Origin of the sequence: Rhodanobacter soli, assembly GCF_040548735.1 — a bacterium.
In the GTDB taxonomy this organism is placed as follows: domain Bacteria; phylum Pseudomonadota; class Gammaproteobacteria; order Xanthomonadales; family Rhodanobacteraceae; genus Rhodanobacter; species Rhodanobacter soli_A.
Genome location: NZ_JBEPSD010000001.1, coordinates 828,590 through 851,138, shown reverse-complemented (window position 1 = coordinate 851,138; position 22,549 = coordinate 828,590). Strand labels below are relative to the sequence as shown.

Genomic DNA, 22,549 nt, shown 5'->3' with positions numbered 1-22,549 from the left:
GTACGCCAGTAGCTCAATTGGCAGAGCAGCGGTCTCCAAAACCGCAGGTTGGGGGTTCAAGTCCCTCCTGGCGTGCCACTTCCCCGAGGATCGAGACGGGTGACGATGGCAAGGTCGGCCGCAAGGCACGGCATGCTGCTGACACCTGGTCACTAGTGCATGAATACCAAGGCAGAACAGCCCAAGGGCACGAACGCCGCCGACATCGGCAAGCTGGTACTGGCGGGCCTGGTGCTGGCTGGCGGTATCTTCGCCTATTCCTGGCTCGGTCGGGATGGCAGCATTTCATCGTCGGTGCGTCTGCTGGGCGTGCTGGCCGCGATGGTGGTTGCGCTGGCGATCGCCGCGTTCACCGCGCTGGGCCGGCGGGTGCGGAACTTCATCGCCGAGTCGCAGTTCGAAATGCGCAAGGTGGTCTGGCCGACCCGCGACGAGACGATCAAGACGACTGGCATCATCATCGTGGTGGTGGTCGTCCTGTCGCTGCTGCTGGGTCTGATCGACCTGATCCTGAAGTCGGTCATTCTCGACTGGCTGCTGAAGCTGGGTGGCTGAGGTGAGCATGAGCAAGCGTTGGTACGTGGTGCACGCCTATTCGGGTTTCGAGAACCAGGTGAAGCGATCCCTCGAGGAGCGCGTCAAGCGCGCCGCGATGGAGGAGAAGTTCGGTGAAGTGCTGGTGCCGACCGAGGAAGTGATCGAGATGCGTGGCGGCCAGAAGCGCCGCAGCGAGCGCAAGTTCTTCCCGGGCTACGTGCTGGTGCAGATCGAGACGAATACCGAGGGCAAGTCGCCCCGGATCGACGACGAATGCTGGCATCTGATCAAGGAAACCCCGAAAGTGATGGGTTTCATCGGCGGTACCGCCGACCGCCCGCTGCCGATCAAGGACAGCGAAGCCGAGGCGATCCTCAGCCGCGTGCGCGAAGGCGTCGAGAAGCCCCGTCCCAAGGTGCTGTTCGAGCCGGGCGAGATGGTGCGCGTCACCGAAGGCCCGTTCAACGATTTCAATGGCGTGGTCGAGGAAGTCAACTACGAGAAGAGTCGCCTGCGCGTGGCAGTGCTGATCTTCGGTCGTTCGACCCCGGTCGAGCTGGAGTTTGGTCAGGTCGAGAAGGCCTGAGCGGCCTGATCCGGCCGGGGCAACCTGGCCACCCGATCCGGCGACTTTGGCACGGGGCTTGCTGACGATTCGGTAAATCTCTATACTGCGCGGTTCACGCGGGGTCTTTTTGGCCCGGCGTGTCCGCGTTTTGGATCTGCACGAGGCGGATCTTCCCTCCATCCATGGAACGGTGAACAGCGAGGAGCCGCAAGGCGCTTGGACTCGCGAGGAAAATCCAATGGCAAAGAAAGTTGTCGGTTACATCAAACTGCAGGTCAAGGCCGGCCAGGCCAACCCGTCGCCGCCGGTGGGCCCAGCCCTTGGTCAGCGCGGCCTGAACATCATGGAGTTCTGCAAGGCGTTCAATGCCGCCACGCAGAAGCTGGAGCCGGGTCTGCCGATTCCGACCATCATCACCGCGTACTCCGACCGCAGCTTCACCTTCATCACCAAGACCCCGCCCGCCACGATCCTTCTGAAGAAGGCCACCGGTGTCGCCAAGGGTTCGCAGAAGCCGAATACCGACAAGGTCGGCAAGGTCACTCGCAAGCAGCTGGAAGATATTGCGAAGCAGAAGGAGCCGGATCTGACGGCTGCCGACCTCGACGCCGCGGTGCGCACCATTGCCGGTAGCGCCCGCAGCATGGGCCTTGTGGTGGAGGGTTAAGACATGGCAAAGCTCACGAAGCGTATGAAGTCGGCGCAGGCCGCGGTGCAGCCGGGCAAGTTCTACGCCCTGGAAGAAGCCCTGAAGATCGTCAAGGACAACGCCAAGGCGAAGTTCGCCGAGTCGGTGGACGTGGCCGTGCGCCTGGGCATCGACGCGAAGAAGTCGGACCAGGGCGTGCGTGGCTCCTCGCTGCTGCCGCATGGCACCGGCAAGACCGTCAAGGTCGCCGTGTTCTGCCCGCCGGGCGAGAAGGCCGAGGCCGCCAAGGCCGCCGGTGCCGACGCCGTCGGCATGGACGACCTGGCCGAGCGCATGCAGGCCGGTGATCTCGACTTCGGTCGCGTGATCGCCACGCCGGACGCGATGCGCGTGGTCGGCAAGCTGGGCCAGCTGCTCGGCCCACGCGGCCTGATGCCGAACCCGAAGGACGGCTCGGTCACCGCCGACGTCGCCACCGCGGTCAAGAACGCCAAGGCCGGCCAGGTGAAGTTCCGCAACGACAAGGCGGGCATCATCCACGCCACCATCGGCAAGGCCAGCTTCGAGGCCGCCCAGCTGGCGGACAACCTCAACACGCTGATCGCCGACCTGCTGAAGGCCAAGCCGGCCACGGCGAAGGGTCAGTTCCTGCAGAAAGTGGCGTTGTCCAGCACGATGGGCGTCGGCGTTGCCGTCGATACCTCGTCGCTGGCCATCTCCGCGAAGTAAGACTCAAGTCCCGCTCGACGCTTTTGTCGATGCGGGCAGTTTTTGAGGGTAGCCCCGGTTCTTCGCATGAAGGTCGGGGCCGCTGTCAAAGACCGCAGGCGCGTTCAGCGCGCGACGACGACGGGCAGGGAGCTCGTACAAGGCAGGGAATCGCCGTCGCCGCCAGCGGGACCGCTTAATCGGGTTTCTGGCAAATCCGGCCTGCGCAGATGGTGCTGCCCCTTCTGGAATCGTTCGATTTTCTGGAAAGGCCAACACCCGGGACCCTCGCGTCCCCGACGTCACGGATGGCGTCGCCCAGGACCGCAAGCGGCAGGAGCCGTAAGCGGAGTTCATTTGGAGGAGTGCAATGGCTCTCAATCTGTCTCAGAAGCAAGAAGTAGTCGCCGAACTGGCAGAAGTTGCCGCGAAGGCTCACTCCCTGGTCGCTGCCGAGTATGCGGGCACCACGGTCGAACAGATGACCGCGATGCGCAAGAAGGCCCGCGAATCCGGCGTGTACTTGAGGGTTGTCAAGAACACGCTGGCGTCGCGCGCCGTGGCCGGTACCGAATTCGAGGTCGTCAAGGACGCCCTGGTCGGTCCGCTGCTGTACGCATTCTCGACGGAAGAACCCGGCGCTGCCGGGCGTCTGATCAAGGAATTCGCCAAGGGCAACGACAAGCTGAAGGCGAAAATCGTCTCGGTGGAAGGCAAGCTGCTGCCGGCTGCGCACGTCGACGTGCTGGCCGCGTTGCCGACCCGCGAACAGGCGCTGGCCATGCTGGCCCGCGTGCTGGCCGAACCGGCCACGATGTTCGCCCGCGTCGTCAAGGCCGTGGCCGACAAGCAGGGTGGTGGCGAAGTCGCCGCCGAAGCCCCGGCCGAAGCCGAACCCGCCTAAGTTCAACGTCTATTCAAACCGAATCCATTTCCAGAGGTAAATCAAATGTCCCTGACCAACGAACAGATCGTTGAAGCCGTCGCCGCCAAGTCGCTCATGGAAGTGATGGACCTGGTGAAGGCCATCGAAGAGAAGTTTGGCGTGACCGCCGCTGCCCCGGTCGCCGTGGCCGGTCCGGCCGCTGCTGCCCCGGTTGCCGAAGCGCAGACCGAGTTCGACGTCATCCTGAAGACCGCCGGCGCCAAGAAGGTCGACGTGATCAAGGCTGTCCGCGCGATCACCGGCCTGGGCCTGAAGGAAGCCAAGGACCTCACCGAGGCCGGCGGCGTCCTGAAGGAAGCCGTGTCGAAGGAAGATGCCGAGAAGTTCAAGAAGGACCTCGAAGCTGCCGGCGCCACGGTCGAACTGAAGTAATCGGCGCCCTTGCGCGTCGTCAGTTTGATCTAGCGTCAAGCAAGCCTGGGGGCGCGAGCCCCCGGGCTTTGCCTGCTTAGGCGGGAAGGGGAATGGAGAATAGGGATTTGCAGGTCGAATCCCCATTCTCGATTCCCAAATCCGCGGATTTGTCGAACACCTGATTTTTCATTCAGCCGGTGTGTGCACCACCGGCGTCACTGCGAACCGAGGCGCTACCGATCATGGCCTACTCGTTTACCGAGAAGAAACGCATCCGCAAGGACTTTGGCAAGCGTCCGCCCGTACTGGGCGTGCCGAACCTGCTGACCATCCAGACTGATTCCTACCGGGAGTTCCTGCAGGAGCACGTCGCGCCGAAACAGCGCGGCGAGAAGGGTTTGCATGCCGCGTTGAAGTCGGTGTTCCCGATCTCCAGCTATTCGGGCAATGCGGCGCTTGAGTACGTCGACTACCGCCTCGGCGAGCCGGCGTTCGACGAGCGCGAGTGCCGCAACCGCGGCATGACCTACGGCGCGCCGCTGCGCACCACCGTGCGCCTGGTCATCTACGACAAGGACAGCCCGGCCTCGAAGAAGGTGGTCAAGTACATCAAGGAGCAGGAGGTCTACATGGGCGAGATTCCGCTCATGACCGACACCGGCACCTTCATCATCAACGGCACCGAGCGCGTGATCGTCTCGCAGCTGCATCGTTCGCCGGGCGTGTTCTTCGACCACGACCGCGGCAAGACGCACAGCTCGGGCAAGCTGCTGTTCTCGGCCCGCGTGATTCCCTACCGCGGCTCCTGGCTGGACTTCGAGTTCGACCCGAAGGACGCGCTGTTCACCCGCATCGACCGTCGCCGCAAGCTGCCGGTCACGGTGCTGCTGCGCGCGCTCGGCTACAGCAACGAGGAGATGCTGGGCATCTTCTTCGAGCACAACGTGTTTCACCTGGGCAAGAAGGGCGGCACCACGCTGGAGCTGGTCGCCGAGCGCCTGCGCGGCGAAACGCTGAGCTTCGACCTGGCGATCGGCGGCAAGGTGCTGGTGGAAGCCGGCAAGCGCATCACGGCGCGTCATGTGCGCCAGCTGGCGGCCGAGAACATCACCGCGCTGGAAGTGCCGGACGACTACCCGGTCGGCCGCATCGTGGCGACCGACATCGTCGACGCGAAGACCGGCGAGTTGCTGGCTTCGGCGAACGACGAGATCACCGCCGAGCAACTGGAGAATTTCCGCAAGGCCGGTATCGAGATCGTGCCGACGCTGTACGTCAACGACCTCGACCGCGGCGCCTACATCTCGCACACCCTGCGCATCGACAACACCAAGACGCCGCTGGAGGCGCTGGTGGAGATCTATCGCATGATGCGCCCGGGCGAACCGCCGACCAAGGATGCCGCGCAGAACCTGTTCTTCAACCTGTTCTTCACCTTCGACCGCTACGACCTGTCGGGCGTGGGCCGGATGAAGTTCAACCGCCGCGTGGGCCGCAAGGAAATCCTCGGCCCGGGCGTGCTGTACGACCACAAGTACTTCAGCGAGCGCAAGGAAGATGCGTCGCAGGCGATGGTCAAGGAACTGGGCGAAAGCTCCGACATCCTCGACGTGCTGAAAGTGCTGATCGACATCAAGAACGGCCACGGTACCGTCGACGACATCGACCACCTGGGCAACCGTCGCGTGCGTTCGGTCGGCGAGATGGCCGAGAACACCTTCCGCATCGGCCTGGTGCGCGTCGAGCGCGCGGTGCGCGAACGCCTGTCGCTGGCCGAGGCCGATGGCCTGACCCCGCAGGACCTGATCAACGCCAAGCCGGTCGCGGCGGCGGTGAAGGAGTTCTTCGGCTCCTCGCAGCTGTCCCAGTTCATGGATCAGAACAACCCGCTGTCGGAAGTAACGCACAAGCGCCGCGTCTCCGCGCTCGGACCGGGCGGCCTGACCCGCGAACGCGCCGGCTTCGAAGTGCGCGACGTGCACCCGACCCATTACGGCCGCGTCTGCACCATCGAAACGCCGGAAGGCCCGAACATCGGCCTGATCAACTCGCTGGCCGTGTACGCCCGCACCAACTCGTACGGCTTCCTCGAGACGCCGTACCGCAAGGTCGCCAACAGCAAGGTCACCGACAAGGTCGACTACTTGTCGGCGATCGAGGAAGGCGACCACGTGATCGCCCAGGCGAACTCGCCGCTGGACAAGCACGGCGCGTTCCTGGAGGACTTCGTGTCCTGCCGTTTCCGCGGCGAATCCGAGTTGCGTCCGGCGTCCGAGGTCGACTACATGGACGTCTCGCCGATGCAGACCGTGTCGGTCGCCGCGGCGCTGGTGCCGTTCCTGGAGCACGATGACGCGAACCGCGCTCTGATGGGCGCGAACATGCAGCGCCAGGCCGTGCCGACGCTGCGTTCGCAGACGCCGCTGGTGGGTACCGGTATCGAGCGCGCGGTGGCGCGCGACTCCGGCGTCATCGTCAGCGCCAAGCGCGGCGGCGTGATCGACCAGGTCGATGCGGCCCGTATCGTGGTGCGCGTCAATGAGAAAGAAGTCGGCGACAACGACGCCGGCGTCGACATCTATACGCTGACCAAGTACACCCGTTCCAACCAGAACACCAACCTCAACCAGCGTCCGCTGGTCAACGTCGGTGACGTGGTGGCGAAGGGCGACACGCTGGCCGACGGTTCGTCGACCGACCTGGGCGAGCTCGCGCTCGGCCAGAACATGCTGATCGCGTTCATGCCGTGGAACGGCTACAACTTCGAAGACTCCATCCTGTTGTCCGAGCGCGTCGTGCAGGAAGACCGCTACACCTCGATCCACATCGAGGAGCTGTCCTGCATCGCGCGCGACACCAAGCTGGGCGCCGAGGAAATCACCGCCGACATTCCGAACGTGGGCGAACAGGCGCTGGCGCGCCTGGACGAGTCGGGCATCGTCTACATCGGTGCCGAGGTGAAGGCCGGCGACATCATGGTCGGCAAGGTCACGCCGAAGGGCGAGAGCCAGCTCACGCCGGAAGAGAAGCTGCTGCGTGCGATCTTCGGCGAGAAGGCGTCCGACGTGAAGGACAGCTCGCTGCGCGTGCCGCCGGGCATGGACGGCACCGTCATCGACGTGCAGGTGTTCACCCGCGACGGCATCGAGAAGGACAAGCGCGCCAAGCAGATCGAGGAAACCGAGGTCAAGCGGATCCGCAAGGATCTGGACGACCAGTTCCGCATCCTCGAAGGCGCGATCTACAGCCGCATGCGTACCCAGCTGGTCGGCAAGTCCGCGATGAGCGGGCCGGGCGGCCTGAAGCGTGGCGCCGAAATCACGGACGCCTACCTGGACGGCCTGAAGAAGGACGACTGGTTCAAGATCAACGTCAAGGACGAGGAAGTCACCGAGTTCCTCGAGCGCGCGGCCGACCAGGTCAAGCGCCACAAGGAGGAGTTCGACAAGCGCTTCAAGGAGAAGCAGGGCAAGATCACCCAGGGCGACGACCTCGCGCCGGGCGTGCTGAAGATGGTCAAGGTGTTCCTGGCCGTGAAGCGCCGCATCCAGCCGGGCGACAAGATGGCCGGCCGGCACGGCAACAAGGGCGTGGTGTCGAACGTGGTGCCGGTGGAAGACATGCCGTACTCCGCCGACGGCGTGCCGGTCGACATCGTGTTGAACCCGCTGGGCGTGCCGTCGCGCATGAACATCGGGCAGATCCTGGAAGTGCATCTGGGCTGGGCCGCCAAGGGCCTGGGCAAGAAGATCCAGAAGATGCTCGAGGCGCAGGAGAAGGTGGCCAAGATCCGCGAGTTCCTCGACCAGATCTACAACAACCACGTCGCCGGCGCGGTGCAGCACGTCGACCTGAAGTCGCTCACCGACAAGGAAATCTTCGCGCTCGCCACCAACCTGCAGGAAGGCGTGCCGATGGCGACGCCGGTGTTCGATGGTGCGGAAGAGACCGAGATCAAGGCGATGCTGAGGCTGGCGGATCTGCCCGAGTCGGGTCAGACCACGCTGTACGACGGCCGCACCGGCGAGGCATTCGATCGCCCGGTCACCGTCGGCTACATGCATTACCTGAAGCTCAACCACCTGGTCGACGACAAGATGCATGCGCGCTCCACCGGCCCGTACTCGCTGGTCACCCAGCAGCCGCTGGGCGGCAAGGCGCAGTTCGGCGGCCAGCGCTTCGGCGAGATGGAAGTTTGGGCGCTGGAAGCCTACGGCGCGGCCTACACCCTGCAGGAAATGCTGACGGTGAAGTCCGACGACGTACAGGGCCGCAACCAGATGTACAAGAACATTGTCGACGGCAACCACGAGATGTCCGCGGGCATGCCGGAGTCCTTCAACGTGCTGGTGAAGGAAATCCGCTCGCTCGCCATCGACATCGATCTGGAAGAGATCAAGTGATCCGCGCAGTCACCGGAGATTTCGAATGAAAGACCTGCTCAATCTGTTCAACCAGCAGCGCGCGACGCCGGATTTCGACGCGATCAAGATCGCGCTCGCGTCGCCGGAGCTGATCCGCTCGTGGTCGTACGGCGAAGTGAAGAAGCCGGAAACCATCAACTACCGTACCTTCAAGCCGGAGCGTGACGGCCTGTTCTGCGCCGCGATCTTCGGACCGGTGAAGGACTACGAGTGCCTGTGCGGCAAGTACAAGCGCATGAAGCATCGCGGCGTGGTCTGCGAGAAGTGCGGCACCGAGGTCACTCTGGCCAAGGTGCGTCGCGAGCGCATGGGCCACATCGAGCTGGCCAGCCCGACCGCGCACATCTGGTTCCTCAAGTCGCTGCCCTCGCGCATCGGCCTGATGCTGGACATGACGCTGCGCGACATCGAGCGCATCCTGTACTTCGAGGCCTTCGTGGTGATCGATCCGGGCATGACCGCGCTCGAGCGCGGCCAGCTGCTCAGCGAAGACCAGTACCTGGAAGCGACCGAAGAACACGGCGACGAGTTCGACGCGCGGATGGGCGCCGAGGCGGTGTTCCACCTGCTGAAGTCGCTCGACCTGCCGGGTGAAGTCATTCGCCTGAAGGAAGAGATCGCCTCCACCAATTCCGAGACCAAGCTGAAGCGGCTGACCAAGCGCGTGAAGCTGATCGAGGCGTTCCTGGAATCCGGCAACAAGCCGGAGTGGATGGTGCTGACCGTGCTGCCCGTGCTGCCGCCGGACCTGCGTCCGCTGGTGCCGCTGGACGGTGGCCGTTTCGCGACCTCCGATCTGAACGATCTGTACCGTCGCGTCATCAACCGCAACAACCGCCTGAAGCGTCTGCTCGAACTCAATGCGCCCGACATCATCGTGCGCAACGAGAAGCGCATGCTGCAGGAATCGGTCGATGCGCTGCTCGACAACGGCCGCCGCGGCCGTGCCATCACCGGCACCAACAAGCGTGCGCTGAAGTCGCTCGCCGACATGATCAAGGGCAAGCAGGGTCGCTTCCGCCAGAACCTGCTCGGCAAGCGGGTGGACTACTCCGGTCGCTCGGTGATCGTGGTCGGCCCGACCCTGCGCCTGCATCAGTGCGGCCTGCCGAAGAAGATGGCGCTGGAGCTGTTCAAGCCGTTCATCTTCGCCAAGCTGCAGGCGCGTGGCGAAGCCACCACCATCAAGGCGGCGAAGAAGCTGGTCGAACGCGAAGAAGCCCAGGTGTGGGACATCCTCGAAGAGGTGATCCGCGAACATCCGGTGCTGCTGAACCGTGCGCCGACCCTGCATCGCCTCGGTATCCAGGCGTTCGAGCCTAAGCTCATCGAAGGCAAGGCGATCCAGCTGCACCCGCTCGTCTGTACGGCCTTCAACGCCGACTTCGACGGCGACCAGATGGCTGTCCACGTGCCGCTGTCGATCGAGGCGCAGCTGGAAGCGCGCACGCTGATGATGTCGTCCAACAACATCCTCAGCCCCGCCAACGGCGAGCCGATCATCGTGCCGACCCAGGACGTGGTGCTGGGTCTGTACTACATGACCCGCGAGCTGATCAACGTCAAGGGCACCGGCATGGTGTTCTCCGGCATTGCCGAGGCACGCCGCGCCTATGACAACCGTGCAGTCGAACTGCACGCCAAGGTCAAGGTGCGCCTGAAGCTGGTGCACATCGCCGAAGACGGCACCCGGACCAACGAGACCAAGATCGTCGACACCACCGTCGGCCGGGCGCTGCTGGCGGAAATCCTGCCGGAAGGCCTGCCGTTCGAGCTGGCCAACACCGAGCTGACCAAGAAGAACATCTCGCGCCTGATCAACTCCAGCTACCGTCTGCTGGGCCTGAAAGAGACCGTGGTGTTCGCCGACAAGCTGATGTACACCGGCTATCGTTTCGCGACCCGCGCGGGCATCTCGATCGGCATCGACGACATGCTGATCCCGGCCGAGAAGAAGACCATTCTTGACGAAGCCGAGAAGGAAGTCGTCGAGATCCAGCAGCAGTACCAGTCGGGCCTGGTCACCGCCGGCGAGCGCTACAACAAGGTGGTCGACATCTGGTCGCGCACCAGCGAGCTGGTGGCCAAGGCGATGATCGACGGCATCGGCACCGAGAAGGTCGTCGACGCCGACGGCAAGACGGTCAACCAGAAGTCGATGAACTCGCTGTACATCATGGCCGACTCCGGCGCCCGCGGCTCGGTGGCGCAGATCCGTCAGCTGGCCGGCATGCGCGGCCTGATGGCGCGTCCGGACGGCTCGATCATCGAGACCCCGATCAAGGCCAACTTCCGCGAAGGCCTGAACGTGCTGCAGTACTTCAACTCGACCCACGGCGCCCGCAAGGGCCTGGCGGATACCGCGTTGAAGACCGCCAACTCCGGTTACCTGACCCGTCGCCTGGTCGACGTGGCGCAGGACGTGGTCATCACCATGGACGACTGCGGCACCGAGGACGGCATCATCATGCAGCCGATCGTCGAAGGCGGCGATGTGGTCGAGCCGTTGCGCGAGCGCGTGCTGGGCCGCGTGGTGGTCGAGGACGTCTACGCTCCCGGCGACGACGACCTGCCGATCGTCACCCGCGACACCTTGCTCAACGAAGCCCTGGTCGAGAAGCTCGACAAGGCCGGCGTGCAGATCATCAAGGTGCGTTCGCCCATCACCTGCGAAGCCGCGCATGGCGTGTGCAAGCTGTGCTACGGCCGCGATCTGGCCCGTGGCCATCTGGTCAACATGGGCGAAGCCGTGGGTGTGGTCGCCGCGCAGTCGATCGGCGAGCCGGGCACCCAGCTGACCATGCGTACGTTCCACATCGGTGGTGCGGCTTCGCGTGCGGCGGCGGTGGACAACGTGACGGTGAAGACCACCGGCTCGCTGAAGTACAACAACCTGAAGTCGGTGCAGCACAAGCAGGGGCATCTGGTCGCGGTGTCGCGCTCGGGCGAACTGAGCGTGATCGATTCCAGCGGCCGCGAGCGCGAGCGTTACAAGGTGCCGTACGGCGCCACCATCGCGGTCAAGGACGGTGCGCCGGTCAAGCCGGGCCAAACGGTTGCCAACTGGGATCCGCATACCCATCCGATTGTCACCGAGGTGGCCGGCGTGGTGCGCTTCATCGACTTCCTCGATGGCGTCACCGTGCAGAGCCAGACCGACGAGCTGACCGGCCTGGAATCGGCGGTGGTCACCGATCCGAAGCGTCGCGGTGCACAGGCGAAGGACCTGCGTCCGATCGTGCGCCTGGAAGACGCCAAGGGCCGCGAACTGAAGCTGCCGGGCACCGATATCGCCGCGCAGTACTTCCTGCCGGCCGGTGCGATCGTGTCGATCCAGAACGGTGCCGAAGTGGGCGTGGGCGACGTGGTTGCCCGTATCCCGCAGGAAAGCTCGAAAACCCGCGACATCACCGGTGGTCTGCCGCGCGTGGCCGACCTGTTCGAGGCGCGCAAGCCGAAGGAGCCGGCGATCCTCGCCGAGCGCTCCGGCATCATCAGCTTCGGCAAGGACACCAAGGGCAAGCAGCGCCTGGTCATCAAGGACGTCGACGGCAACGAGCACGAGGAGCTGATTCCGAAGTGGCGTCAGGTCATCGTGTTCGAAGGCGAGCATGTGGAGAAGGGCGAGACCGTCGTCGACGGCGAGCCGAGCCCGCATGACATCCTGCGCCTGCTGGGCGTGGAGCCGCTGGCTTCGTACCTGGTCAAGGAAATCCAGGACGTGTATCGCCTGCAGGGCGTGAAGATCAACGACAAGCACATCGAGGCGATCATTCGCCAGATGCTGCGCAAGGTCGAGATCGTCGAGCCGGGCGACAGCCATTACCTGCGTGGCGAGCAGATCGAGCGCGTGCGTATCAACGGCGAGAATGAGCGCGCGATCGCCAAGGGCGAGCGTCCGGCCGAATACCAGTCGATCCTGCTGGGCATCACCAAGGCGTCGCTGGCAACCGAGTCGTTCATCTCGGCCGCCTCGTTCCAGGAGACCACCCGCGTCCTCACCGAGGCGGCGGTTCGTGGCACGCGCGATACCTTGCGTGGCCTGAAGGAAAATGTTATCGTCGGCCGTCTTATTCCGGCAGGCACGGGCCTGGCGTACCACGCATCGCGTCGTCGCCAAGGCGGTTTGACCGCCACGGAACTGGAGACTCTTTCCAGTTCCGCGCCTGCAGCCTCGTTCGCCGAGGCTCCGGTCGGTAACGAAAACGGTGTCGAGTAAGCCCGTTCCGGGTTTTGCTCGCTGACATACGAAATGAGGTGCAGGGACGCACCTCGTGTTCGGGTCCAGGACGGCTGAGCACTGGCTTGCCTATGGCAGGCTGCTCATGTTAAATTCCCGCTTCTTGGCAGACCGAGCTTATTCGGGCTGCCTTTATGTTTTCAGGAACAGCTTCGCATGACGACAGTCAACCAATTGGTGCGCAAATCCCGCAGCCCCAAGACCTACAAGAGTGGGTCGCCGGCCCTGCAGAGCAGCCCGCAGCGTCGTGGTGTCTGCACGCGCGTTTACACGACCACCCCGAAAAAGCCGAACTCGGCCCTGCGCAAGGTTGCCAAGGTGCGCCTGACCAACGGCTTCGAGATCATCAGCTACATCGGTGGTGAAGGCCACAATCTGCAGGAGCACTCGGTGGTGCTGATCCGCGGCGGTCGCGTCAAGGATCTGCCCGGTGTGCGTTACCACACGGTACGCGGCAGCCTCGACTGCGCGGGTGTGACGAAGCGGCGTCAGTCGCGCTCGAAGTACGGCGCCAAGCGCCCGAAAAAATAATGTCGTGCGGCCCTCGCTGGCCGCTTTACAGGCGGGCAGGAATGTCCGCAAAAATAACGGACAACAAACATGTCGCGTAAAGGTTCACATCCCGCCCGTCTGGTCCTGCCAGATCCCAAGCACGGCAGTCAGCTGATCGCCCGCTTCATCAACATGGTGATGAAGAGCGGCAAGAAGTCGGTCGCTGAAAGCATCGTTTACGGTGCGCTGCAGCACATTGGTGAAAAGAATGCCGAGCCGGTGGCCCTGGTCGAGAAGGCGCTGAACAACATCGCTCCGGCGGTCGAGGTGAAGTCGCGTCGTGTCGGTGGCGCCACCTACCAGGTGCCGGTCGAAGTGCGTCCGGGTCGCCGCATGGCGCTGGCGATGCGCTGGGTCATCGACGCTGCCCGCAAGCGTGGCGAGACCTCGATGCCGCGCAAGCTGGCTGCCGAGCTGCTGGAAGCTTCGGAAAGCCGCGGTGGCGCTGCGAAGAAGCGCGAAGAGACGCATCGCATGGCGGAAGCCAACAAGGCCTTCTCGCACTATCGCTGGTAAGTGTTTTTTCCTGCGCCGTCATTACGTGACGGCGCAGAGCCAGTTCTGCCGTTCATGGCGGAGTCTTGGGATTCGGGCCGTCTTCTAAGGCGGCAAGAACAAATCGGCATTCATGCCGAATATTGATTCAAGCCGCCTTCCCCGGCGGCAAAGAACACACCGCCGTCCATGGCGGATTCTCAAATAAGGCGTGGCCCGGACGGCTGCATAGAATCGGGCAGGCAGCCCGGCACAGGTACATATCAATGGCACGCACCACTCCAATCGATCGCTACCGCAATTTCGGCATCATGGCCCACATCGATGCCGGCAAGACCACCACCACGGAGCGCATCCTGTTCTACACCGGCGTCAGTCACAAGATTGGCGAGGTGCACGACGGTGCGGCCACGATGGACTGGATGGAGCAGGAGCAGGAGCGCGGCATCACCATCACGTCGGCGGCGACGACGGCGTTCTGGAAAGGCATGGATCGTTCCATGCCCGAGCATCGATTCAACATCATCGACACCCCGGGACACGTGGACTTCACCATCGAAGTCGAGCGTTCGCTGCGCGTGCTTGACGGCGCGGTGTTCGTGCTGTGCGCGGTCGGCGGTGTGCAGCCGCAGTCCGAGACCGTATGGCGTCAGGCCAACAAGTACAAGGTGCCGCGCCTCGCCTTCGTCAACAAGATGGACCGCACCGGCGCCAACTTCGACAAGGTGGTTGAGCAGCTGAAGGCCCGTCTTGGCGCCCATCCGGTGCCGATGCAGGTGCCGATCGGTGCCGAGGACGGCTTCGAGGGCGTGGTCGACCTGCTCAAGATGAAGGCGATCATCTGGGACATGGAGTCCCAGGGCATGAAGTTCGAATACCAGGACATCCCTGCGAATCTGGCCGACAAGGCTGCAGAGGCGCACAGCTTCATGGTGGAGTCGGCTGCCGAAGCCACCGAAGAGCTGATGAACAAGTATCTCGAAGGCGGCGACCTCAGCGAAGCCGAGATCATCGCCGGTCTGCGCCAGCGCACGCTCGCGAACGAGATCATCCCGGTGTTCTGTGGTACCGCGTTCAAGAACAAGGGCGTCCAGGCGATGCTCGACGCGGTGGTGCAGTTGCTGCCGTCGCCTGCCGACCGCCCGCCGGTCGCTGGCATCGACGAGAACGATCAGGAAGCCACGCGCAAGGCGGATGACGCCGCGCCGTTCTCCGCGCTTGCGTTCAAGATCATGACCGACCCGTTCGTCGGTTCGCTGACGTTCTTCCGTGTCTACTCGGGCACGCTGAACTCCGGCGATGCCGTGTACAACCCGGTCAAGAGCAAGAAGGAGCGCATCGGCCGCATCCTGCAGATGCACGCGAACGAGCGTCAAGAACTGAAGGAAGTGCATGCAGGCGACATCGCCGCGGCAGTCGGCCTGAAGGACGTGACGACCGGGGACACGCTGTGCGCGCAGGACCACGTCATCACCCTGGAGCGCATGACGTTCCCGGAGCCGGTGATCTCGATGGCGGTCGAGCCGAAGACCAAGTCGGACCAGGAAAAGATGGGCATCGCCCTCGGTCGTCTGGCAGCGGAAGATCCGTCTTTCCGTGTGCGTACGGATGAAGAGTCGGGCCAGACGATCATCTCCGGCATGGGCGAGTTGCACCTGGACATCCTGGTCGACCGCATGCGCCGCGAGTTCAATGTCGAGGCCAACGTCGGCAAGCCGCAGGTGGCTTACCGCGAGACGATCCGTGCGTCGGACGTCAAGTCGGACTACAAGCACGCCAAGCAGTCGGGCGGCAAGGGCCAGTACGGTCACGTCGTGATCGAGCTGTCGCCGATGACCGAGGCCGATCGTGCCGATCCGAACGTGAAGGATGACTTCCTCTTCATCAACGACATCACCGGTGGCGTGATTCCGAAGGAGTTCATCCCGTCGGTCGAAAAGGGCCTGCGCGAGACCATTACCAGCGGTCCGCTGGCCGGCTTCCCGGTGGTCGGCGTCAAGGTGAAACTCGTGTTCGGCTCGTATCACGACGTCGACTCGTCCGAAATGGCGTTCAAGCTCGCCGCCTCCATGGCATTCAAGCAGGGCTTCAACAAGGCCAATCCGGTGTTGCTTGAGCCGATCATGAAGGTCGAAGTGGTGACGCCGGAAGAGTACGTCGGTGACGTCATGGGCGACATGAGCCGCCGTCGCGGCCTGCTCCAGGGCCAGGACGACACGCCGTCGGGCAAGACCATCGATGCGATGGTTCCGCTGGGCGAGATGTTCGGTTATGCGACGACGATCCGTTCGCTGACCCAGGGGCGCGCCACGTTCACGATGGAATTCGACCACTACGCCGAAGCGCCGAACAACATCGCCGAGCAGGTCATGAAGAAGGCCTGATAAGGCCGGCTTTCCAATACATACCGTTCTTTTATAGAGGTTCAGAGTCATGGCAAAGGGTAAATTCGAACGCACCAAGCCGCACGTCAACGTCGGCACGATTGGTCACGTGGATCACGGCAAGACGACGCTGACGGCGGCGCTGACGAAGGTCGGTGCGGAGCGTTTCGGTGGCGAGTTCAAGGATTACAGCGCGATCGACGCGGCGCCGGAAGAGAAGGCGCGCGGCATCACGATCTCGACGGCGCACGTGGAATACGAGTCGCCGAACCGCCACTACGCGCACGTGGACTGCCCGGGCCATGCGGACTACGTGAAGAACATGATCACGGGTGCGGCGCAGATGGACGGCGCGATCCTGGTGTGCTCGGCCGCGGACGGCCCGATGCCGCAGACGCGCGAGCACATCCTGCTGTCGCGCCAGGTGGGCGTGCCGTACATCGTGGTGTTCCTGAACAAGGCGGACATGGTCGACGACGCGGAGCTGCTCGAGCTGGTCGAGATGGAAGTGCGCGAGCTGCTCTCGAAGTACGACTTCCCGGGCGACGACACGCCGATCATCCACGGTTCGGCGCTGAAGGCGCTGGAAGGGGATCAGAGCGAAATCGGCGTGCCGGCGATCATCAAGCTGGTCGATGCGCTGGACAGCTACATCCCGGAGCCGGTGCGTGCGATCGACAAGCCGTTCCTGATGCCGGTGGAAGACGTGTTCTCGATCTCGGGCCGCGGCACGGTGGTGACCGGTCGTATCGAGCGCGGCATCATCAAGGTGGGCGACGAAATCGAAGTGGTCGGCATCCGCGACACGCAGAAGACCACGGTCACGGGCGTGGAGATGTTCCGCAAGCTGCTGGACCAGGGCCAGGCGGGCGACAACGCCGGTCTGCTGCTGCGCGGCCTGAAGCGTGACGACGTGGAGCGTGGCCAGGTGCTGGCCAAGCCGGGCACGATCACCCCGCATACGGACTTCGAGGCCGAGGTGTACGTGCTGTCGAAGGACGAGGGTGGCCGTCATACGCCGTTCTTCAAGGGCTACCGCCCGCAGTTCTACTTCCGCACGACGGACGTGACGGGCGCGGTGACTCTGCCGGAAGGCGTGGAGATGGTGATGCCGGGCGACAACGTGAAGATGGTGGTGAGCCTGATCCACCCGATCGCGATGGACGAAGGCCTGCGTTTCGCCATCCGCGAAGGCGGCCGTACCGTCGGCGCCGGCGTGGTGGCCAAGGTCATCAAGTAAGAGCGATTCGGCCGCACCAGGTCGCCATTCGCGACCTGGTGCGGCAAAGTTTCTGCCGATTGCGCCGGGTGAAGCGTTCCTTGTGAGGTTTGTCATCGGACCACTTCACTAAGCAAACATTTGCAGGTATACTTCGCAGCTCACTTGTCGGTCAGGGCTCGATCCTGATCGATCTACCGCGAAATGAGGCGCAGGACGTGCTTCGAGTTCGCTGGCCGAGGACCGGCCCTCGCAAGTCGACGTAATCGCAGGGCGCGCCCTGCTGAATACGTCTTTTTGCGCGAGATGCAAATTTGTCCAAGCGAGCCCATCGGTGCTCGCTTGGTCTTTTCGAATTGGGGCCGTGCGGAATTTCCAACGGTTGCCGATGTGGTGGCAAAGGGTAGTGCGGGGCGGTGAGAAGCCGCTTCGTTTCACATTACGTTCTTTCGACAACAGGACACGGTTATGGCGAACCAGAAGATTCGGATTCGGCTGAAGGCGTACGATCACCGGCTGATCGACCGCTCGGCCAGCGAGATCGTCGAGACGGCTAAGCGCACGGGTGCCACGGTACTCGGCCCGATTCCGCTTCCGACCAAGATCGAGCGTTACACCATTCTGACGTCGCCGCACGTCGACAAGGATGCACGCGACCAGTACGAGACCCGTACGCACAAGCGTGTGCTCGACATCGTCGACCCGAACGACAAAACCGTGGACGCGCTCATGAAGCTTGATCTCGCCGCTGGCGTCGATGTTCAGATCAAGCTCGGTTGAGCGACAGACAGGATACGAAGATGAGTATCGGATTGGTTGGCCGCAAATGCGGCATGAGCCGACTCTTCACTGAAGATGGCCGCTCGATTCCGGTGACGCTGATTGAAGCGACGCCGAACCGCGTGACCCAGTTGAAGACGGATGATAACGATGGCTACAGCGCCGTCCAGGTTTCCGCGGGCAGCAAGCGCGCGAACCTGCTGACGCAGCCGCTGAAGGGCCACTACGCGAAGGCCAAGGTTGAGCCGGGCCGTGGTTTGTGGGAGTTCCGCGTGTCTGCCGACGATCTCGGCAAGTACACCGTGGGCGCCGAGATCAAGGCGGACGACGTGTTCTCCGTCGGCCAGATCGTCGATGTCGCCGGCGTGTCGAAAGGCAAGGGCTTCCAGGGCACGATCAAGCGCTGGAACTTCAAGATGGGTGACGCCACCCACGGTAACTCGCTGTCGCATCGCGCGCCGGGCTCCATCGGTCAGCGCCAGACGCCGGGTCGCGTGTTTCCGGGCAAAAAGATGGCCGGTCACATGGGTGCCGTGCGCCGTTCGGCGCAGGGTCTGGAAGTGGTCAAGGTCGACGCCGAGCGTCACCTGATTGCGGTGAAGGGCGCGGTACCGGGTGCAACCGGTGGCGACGTCATCATCCGCCCGACGACCAAGGGTTGAGGAGAGTCGCCATGGAATTGAATGTCATTGGCGCCAAGCCGCTCAACGTGTCGGACGAAGTGTTCGGCGGTGAGTACAAGAAGGCCCTGGTCCATCAAGTTGTGGTTGCCTACCAGGCAGCCGGTCGTGCCGGCACCCAGTCGCAGCTGTCGCGCGGCGAGATGTCCGGTACCACCAAGAAATTCAAGAAGCAGAAAGGCGGCGGCGCCCGCCACGGTGATTACCGTGCACCGATCTTTGTCGGTGGCGGCCGCACCTTCGCGGCAAAGCCGCGCAGCTACGAGCAGAAGGTCAACCGCAAGGCCTACCGCGTCGCGATCCGCTCGATCTTCTCCGAGCTGGTCCGTCAGGGTCGCCTGAAGGTCGTCGAGAGCTTTGGCGTCGAAACGCCGAAGACCTCCGCGATGGTGGCCAAGCTGGCCGAGCTGGAAGTTTCCGGTCGCGTGCTGCTGGTGTCGGAAGACGCCTCGGAGGCGGTGTTCCTGGCCGCCCGCAACATCCCGTATATCCATGTGCTGGACGTGATGGCTCTGAACCCGGTCAGCCTGGTCGGTTCCGATCAGGTGGTGATGACGGTTGAGGCCGTGAAGAAGGTCGAGGAGTGGTTGGCATGAACAACGAACGCATTCTCGACACGCTGCGCGCGCCGCACATCTCCGAGAAATCGGCGCGCCTGGCCGAGCATAACCAGTACGTATTCGTGGTTGCCCCCGCGGCGACCAAGGCCGATGTCCGCGCTGCCGTGGAGAAGCTGTTCGACGTCAAGGTCGAGCAGGTGAACCTCGTCAACACCAAGGGCAAGGTCAAAGCCTTCCGTCAACGCGCTGGCAGCCGCCAGGGCAAGCGTAAGGCCTATGTGCGTCTTGCCGATGGCCAGACCATCGACGTTTCCGCCAAGGCCTGAGCCAGGAGTTCTGTGAGATGGCACTAATCAACCACAAGCCGACCTCGCCGGGTCGTCGTGACGCAGTCAGCGTCAAGACGGAAGGCCTGTACAAGGGCGCGCCGTACGCGGCGTTGACCGAGTCGCAGTCCCGCACCGGCGGCCGCAATCATCATGGTCGCATCACCGTGCGTCATCGCGGCGGCGGTCACAAGCAGCATTACCGCATCATCGACTTCAAGCGTGACAAGGAAGGCATCGCCGCCCGCGTCGAGCGCATCGAGTACGATCCGAATCGCACTGCGCATATCGCGCTGCTGTGCTATGCCGATGGCGAGCGTCGTTACATCATCGCGCCGAAGGGCGTGCAGGTGGACGACCGCCTGGTATCCGGTCGCGATGCCCCGATCAAGGCCGGCAACTGCCTGCAGCTGCGCAACATCCCGATGGGCAGCACGATCCATTGCATCGAGCTGCGTCCGGGCAAGGGTGCGCAGATCGCCCGCAGCGCCGGTGCTTCGGTGCAGTTGGTCGCCCGCGAGTCCGGTTACGCCACGCTGCGTCTGCGCTCCGGCGAGATGCGCCGCGTCTCGGTCGATTGCCGCGCCACCATCGGTGAAGTCGGCAACGGCGAGCACAGCCTGAAGAAGCTCGGCAAGGCCGGCGCCAAGCGCTGGCTGGGTATTCGCCCGACCGTTCGCGGCGTGGTGATGAACCCGGTCGACCATCCGCACGGTGGTGGTGAAGGCAAGACTTCTGGCGGTCGTCATCCGGTCAGCCCGTGGGGCACGCCGGCGAAGGGTTACAAGACCCGTAACAACAAGCGCACGCAGCAGTTCATCGTGCGTCGTCGTACCAAGTAACAGGAAGCCGACATGCCTCGCTCTTTGAAGAAAGGTCCGTTCGTTGACCTTCACCTCGTGAAGAAGGTGGAAGCTGCGGTTTCCGCCCACAACAAGCGCCCGATCAAGACCTGGTCGCGCCGCTCGATGATCCTGCCGGAAATGGTCGGCTTGACCATCGCCATCCACAACGGCCGTCAGCACGTGCCCGTCCTGATCAACGAGAACATGGTCGGGCACAAGCTCGGCGAGTTCGCGGTGACCCGTACGTTCAAAGGCCATGTCGGCGACAAGAAGGGCAAGTGATGAGCACTGAAGCCAAAGCGATCCTGCGCGGCGCCCGCATTTCGGCGCAAAAGGCACGCCTGGTGGCTGATCTGGTCCGCGGACTTCCCGTGGGCCGGGCCAGCGACGTGCTCACCTATACCAACAAGAAGGCTGCACTCCTTGTCCGCAAGGTGCTGCTGTCGGCCGTCGCCAACGCCGAGAACAATCTCGGCGCCGACGTCGACGAGCTGAAGGTGGCCAGCATCTTTGTCGATGAAGGTCCGGCGATGAAACGCATGTATGCCCGCGCCAAAGGCCGCGGTTCGCGCATTCTCAAGCGCACCAGCCACATCACTGTGGTTGTTGGTAACTGACCGGGGACATAGACGATGGGTCATAAAGTTCATCCCACCGGTATCCGCCTCGGCATTGCCAAGGACTGGAACTCGAAGTGGTACGCAAACAAGGCTGACTACGCCAAGTATCTCGTGGCCGACATCAAAGTCCGCGACATGCTGAAGAAGAAGCTGGCCGCTGCCGGCATCTCGAAGATCCAGATCGAGCGCCCGGCCAAGACTGCGCGCGTGACGATCCACACCGCCCGCCCGGGCGTGGTGATCGGCAAGAAGGGCGAGGATATCGAGAAGCTGCGCAAGGAAGTCAGCGACATGATGGGCGTCCCGACGCACATCAACGTCAGCGAAGTGCGCAAGCCCGAACTGGACGCGCAGCTGGTGGCCGAGTCGATCGCGCAGCAGCTGGAGCGTCGCATCATGTTCCGCCGCGCGATGAAGCGCTCGGTCGGCAACGCGATGCGCCTGGGCGCGCTGGGCATCAAGATCAACGTGTCCGGTCGTCTGAACGGTGCCGAGATCGCCCGTTCCGAGTGGAGCCGTGAAGGCCGCGTGCCGCTGCATACGCTGCGCGCGGACATCGACTACGGCTTCGCCGAAGCGAGCACGACCTACGGCATCATCGGCATCAAGGTGTGGGTCTACAAGGGCGAGATCTTCGACCTGACCCAGATCGGCCAGGAGTCGAAGGACGAGTCGTCCTCGCAGCCGCGCCGCGAAGGTGGCGAAGGTCGTCGTAATGATTCGCGTCGCGAGGCCGGTGACGGCCGCCGCGAGCGGTCTGCGAAGTAAGGAGAGTTGCCATGTTGCAACCCAAGCGAACCAAGTACCGCAAGCAGTTCAAGGGCCGTAACGACGGTCTGGCGCAGTGTTCCAATCTCGTCAGCTTTGGCGAGTACGGACTGAAGGCTACGACCCACGGCGCGCTCACCGCGCGCCAGATCGAAGCTGCCCGTCGTTGCATCACCCGCTTCGTCAAGCGTGGCGGCAAGTTGTGGATCCGCGTGTTCCCGGACAAGCCGATCACCAAGAAGCCGATCGAAGTCCGCATGGGCGCGGGCAAGGGCAGCGTCGAGTTCTGGGTCGCGCCGATCCAGCCTGGTCGCATGCTCTATGAAATCGAGGGTGTCGACGAGTTGACGGCTCGCGAGGCGTTCCGCCTGGCCGCCGCCAAGCTGTCGGTGCAGACCCAGTTTGTGACCCGGGCGGTGATGTGATGGCCAGCAAAGATATCAACAACCAGTCGGCCGAAGAGTTGCAGCAGCATCTGCTGGACCTGCGCAAGGAGCAGTTCAATCTGCGCATGCAGAAGGGTTCCGGCCAGCTCACTCAGCCGCACCAGCTCCGCCGCGTTCGGCGTGACATCGCCCGCACGAAGTTCGTGCTCGGCGGCAAGAAGTAAGGGACGGCCGACATGAGCGACAACAACAAGCAGACGCGCACCCTCGAGGGTCGCGTCACCAGCAACAAGATGGACAAGACGGTCACCGTCCTGGTCGAGCGCCAGGAGCAGCATTGGCTGCTCGGCAAGATCATCCGCCGGTCGACCAAGCTGCACGCGCAGGACGACCTGGGTGCGAACGAGGGCGACCTCGTGCGTATCGCGGAGTGCCGTCCGTTGTCCAAGACCAAACATCACCGCGTGGTTGAAATCATCACGCGCGCCAACGTCTAAGGGAGGGTGCA

General features: G+C 63.5%; 23 protein-coding genes and 1 tRNA gene. All 24 read left to right on the top strand.

The features are described 5' to 3' along the window. The first annotated feature begins 2 nt into the window (after window positions 1-2). A tRNA-Trp gene (locus tag ABIE04_RS04040) sits at window positions 3-78 on the top strand. Window positions 79-159: 81 nt separating this feature from the next. Further along, window positions 160-555: a preprotein translocase subunit SecE gene (gene secE / locus ABIE04_RS04035; protein ID WP_354547276.1), complete on the top strand. Its 396-nt coding sequence runs from the start codon at window positions 160-162 to the stop codon at window positions 553-555. Window positions 556-562: 7 nt separating this feature from the next. Next, window positions 563-1,123: a transcription termination/antitermination protein NusG gene (gene nusG / locus ABIE04_RS04030; protein WP_354547275.1), complete on the top strand. Its 561-nt coding sequence runs from the start codon at window positions 563-565 to the stop codon at window positions 1,121-1,123. A gap of 220 nt (window positions 1,124-1,343) precedes the next feature. Then, on the top strand, window positions 1,344-1,772 hold the full coding sequence (rplK, locus tag ABIE04_RS04025; RefSeq protein WP_027491701.1) for a 50S ribosomal protein L11: 429 nt from the start codon (window positions 1,344-1,346) through the stop codon (window positions 1,770-1,772). A 3-nt stretch (window positions 1,773-1,775) separates the two neighbouring features. Then, a complete protein-coding gene (rplA, locus tag ABIE04_RS04020) occupies window positions 1,776-2,483 on the top strand; it encodes a 50S ribosomal protein L1 (protein ID WP_354547274.1) in 708 nt (235 codons plus the stop codon). A 349-nt stretch (window positions 2,484-2,832) separates the two neighbouring features. Next, entirely contained in the window at window positions 2,833-3,366 is a 534-nt protein-coding gene (gene rplJ, locus ABIE04_RS04015) for a 50S ribosomal protein L10 (protein WP_354547273.1), read from the top strand. 45 nt (window positions 3,367-3,411) lie between these two features. Beyond that, a complete protein-coding gene (gene rplL, locus ABIE04_RS04010) occupies window positions 3,412-3,780 on the top strand; it encodes a 50S ribosomal protein L7/L12 (protein WP_056386853.1) in 369 nt (122 codons plus the stop codon). A 221-nt stretch (window positions 3,781-4,001) separates the two neighbouring features. Beyond that, window positions 4,002-8,165, top strand: a complete 4,164-nt coding sequence (rpoB, locus tag ABIE04_RS04005) for a DNA-directed RNA polymerase subunit beta (RefSeq protein ID WP_436410371.1) — start codon at window positions 4,002-4,004, stop codon at window positions 8,163-8,165. A gap of 25 nt (window positions 8,166-8,190) precedes the next feature. Then, window positions 8,191-12,405: a DNA-directed RNA polymerase subunit beta' gene (gene rpoC, locus ABIE04_RS04000; RefSeq protein WP_354547271.1), complete on the top strand. Its 4,215-nt coding sequence runs from the start codon at window positions 8,191-8,193 to the stop codon at window positions 12,403-12,405. Window positions 12,406-12,582: 177 nt separating this feature from the next. Continuing rightward, entirely contained in the window at window positions 12,583-12,957 is a 375-nt protein-coding gene (gene rpsL / locus ABIE04_RS03995; protein ID WP_056386848.1) for a 30S ribosomal protein S12, read from the top strand. A 69-nt stretch (window positions 12,958-13,026) separates the two neighbouring features. Then, complete coding sequence (gene rpsG / locus ABIE04_RS03990; protein WP_007514548.1) at window positions 13,027-13,494, top strand: 30S ribosomal protein S7; 468 nt, start codon at window positions 13,027-13,029, stop codon at window positions 13,492-13,494. A gap of 245 nt (window positions 13,495-13,739) precedes the next feature. Then, a complete protein-coding gene (gene fusA / locus ABIE04_RS03985) occupies window positions 13,740-15,857 on the top strand; it encodes an elongation factor G (RefSeq protein WP_354547270.1) in 2,118 nt (705 codons plus the stop codon). Window positions 15,858-15,906: 49 nt separating this feature from the next. Beyond that, window positions 15,907-17,097 carry an elongation factor Tu gene (tuf, locus tag ABIE04_RS03980; RefSeq protein ID WP_354547269.1) on the top strand — a complete coding sequence of 397 codons (1,191 nt, stop codon included), beginning with the start codon at window positions 15,907-15,909 and terminating at the stop codon, window positions 17,095-17,097. Window positions 17,098-17,544: 447 nt separating this feature from the next. Beyond that, entirely contained in the window at window positions 17,545-17,856 is a 312-nt protein-coding gene (gene rpsJ / locus ABIE04_RS03975) for a 30S ribosomal protein S10 (RefSeq protein WP_007082173.1), read from the top strand. 20 nt (window positions 17,857-17,876) lie between these two features. Continuing rightward, complete coding sequence (gene rplC / locus ABIE04_RS03970; RefSeq protein WP_056386844.1) at window positions 17,877-18,518, top strand: 50S ribosomal protein L3; 642 nt, start codon at window positions 17,877-17,879, stop codon at window positions 18,516-18,518. A gap of 11 nt (window positions 18,519-18,529) precedes the next feature. Next, on the top strand, window positions 18,530-19,132 hold the full coding sequence (gene rplD / locus ABIE04_RS03965; protein ID WP_354547268.1) for a 50S ribosomal protein L4: 603 nt from the start codon (window positions 18,530-18,532) through the stop codon (window positions 19,130-19,132). Continuing rightward, window positions 19,129-19,422, top strand: coding sequence for a 50S ribosomal protein L23 (gene rplW, locus ABIE04_RS03960; RefSeq protein ID WP_056386840.1), 294 nt, complete (start codon window positions 19,129-19,131; stop codon window positions 19,420-19,422). The genes rplD and rplW overlap by 4 nt, the downstream gene beginning before the upstream one ends. 17 nt (window positions 19,423-19,439) lie before the next feature. Then, window positions 19,440-20,264, top strand: coding sequence for a 50S ribosomal protein L2 (gene rplB, locus ABIE04_RS03955; protein WP_007808200.1), 825 nt, complete (start codon window positions 19,440-19,442; stop codon window positions 20,262-20,264). 12 nt (window positions 20,265-20,276) lie between these two features. After that, window positions 20,277-20,549, top strand: a complete 273-nt coding sequence (gene rpsS, locus ABIE04_RS03950) for a 30S ribosomal protein S19 (protein ID WP_056386835.1) — start codon at window positions 20,277-20,279, stop codon at window positions 20,547-20,549. After that, window positions 20,549-20,884 carry a 50S ribosomal protein L22 gene (rplV, locus tag ABIE04_RS03945; RefSeq protein WP_056386833.1) on the top strand — a complete coding sequence of 112 codons (336 nt, stop codon included), beginning with the start codon at window positions 20,549-20,551 and terminating at the stop codon, window positions 20,882-20,884. The genes rpsS and rplV overlap by 1 nt, the downstream gene beginning before the upstream one ends. Before the next feature lie 15 nt (window positions 20,885-20,899). Next, entirely contained in the window at window positions 20,900-21,655 is a 756-nt protein-coding gene (rpsC, locus tag ABIE04_RS03940) for a 30S ribosomal protein S3 (RefSeq protein ID WP_056386831.1), read from the top strand. Window positions 21,656-21,666: 11 nt separating this feature from the next. Beyond that, window positions 21,667-22,080 carry a 50S ribosomal protein L16 gene (gene rplP / locus ABIE04_RS03935; protein ID WP_056386829.1) on the top strand — a complete coding sequence of 138 codons (414 nt, stop codon included), beginning with the start codon at window positions 21,667-21,669 and terminating at the stop codon, window positions 22,078-22,080. Continuing rightward, on the top strand, window positions 22,080-22,265 hold the full coding sequence (gene rpmC, locus ABIE04_RS03930) for a 50S ribosomal protein L29 (protein ID WP_007513354.1): 186 nt from the start codon (window positions 22,080-22,082) through the stop codon (window positions 22,263-22,265). Before rplP ends, rpmC begins: the two co-directional genes overlap by 1 nt. 12 nt (window positions 22,266-22,277) lie before the next feature. Next, complete coding sequence (rpsQ, locus tag ABIE04_RS03925; RefSeq protein WP_027485136.1) at window positions 22,278-22,538, top strand: 30S ribosomal protein S17; 261 nt, start codon at window positions 22,278-22,280, stop codon at window positions 22,536-22,538. The last annotated feature ends 11 nt before the right edge of the window (window positions 22,539-22,549 follow it).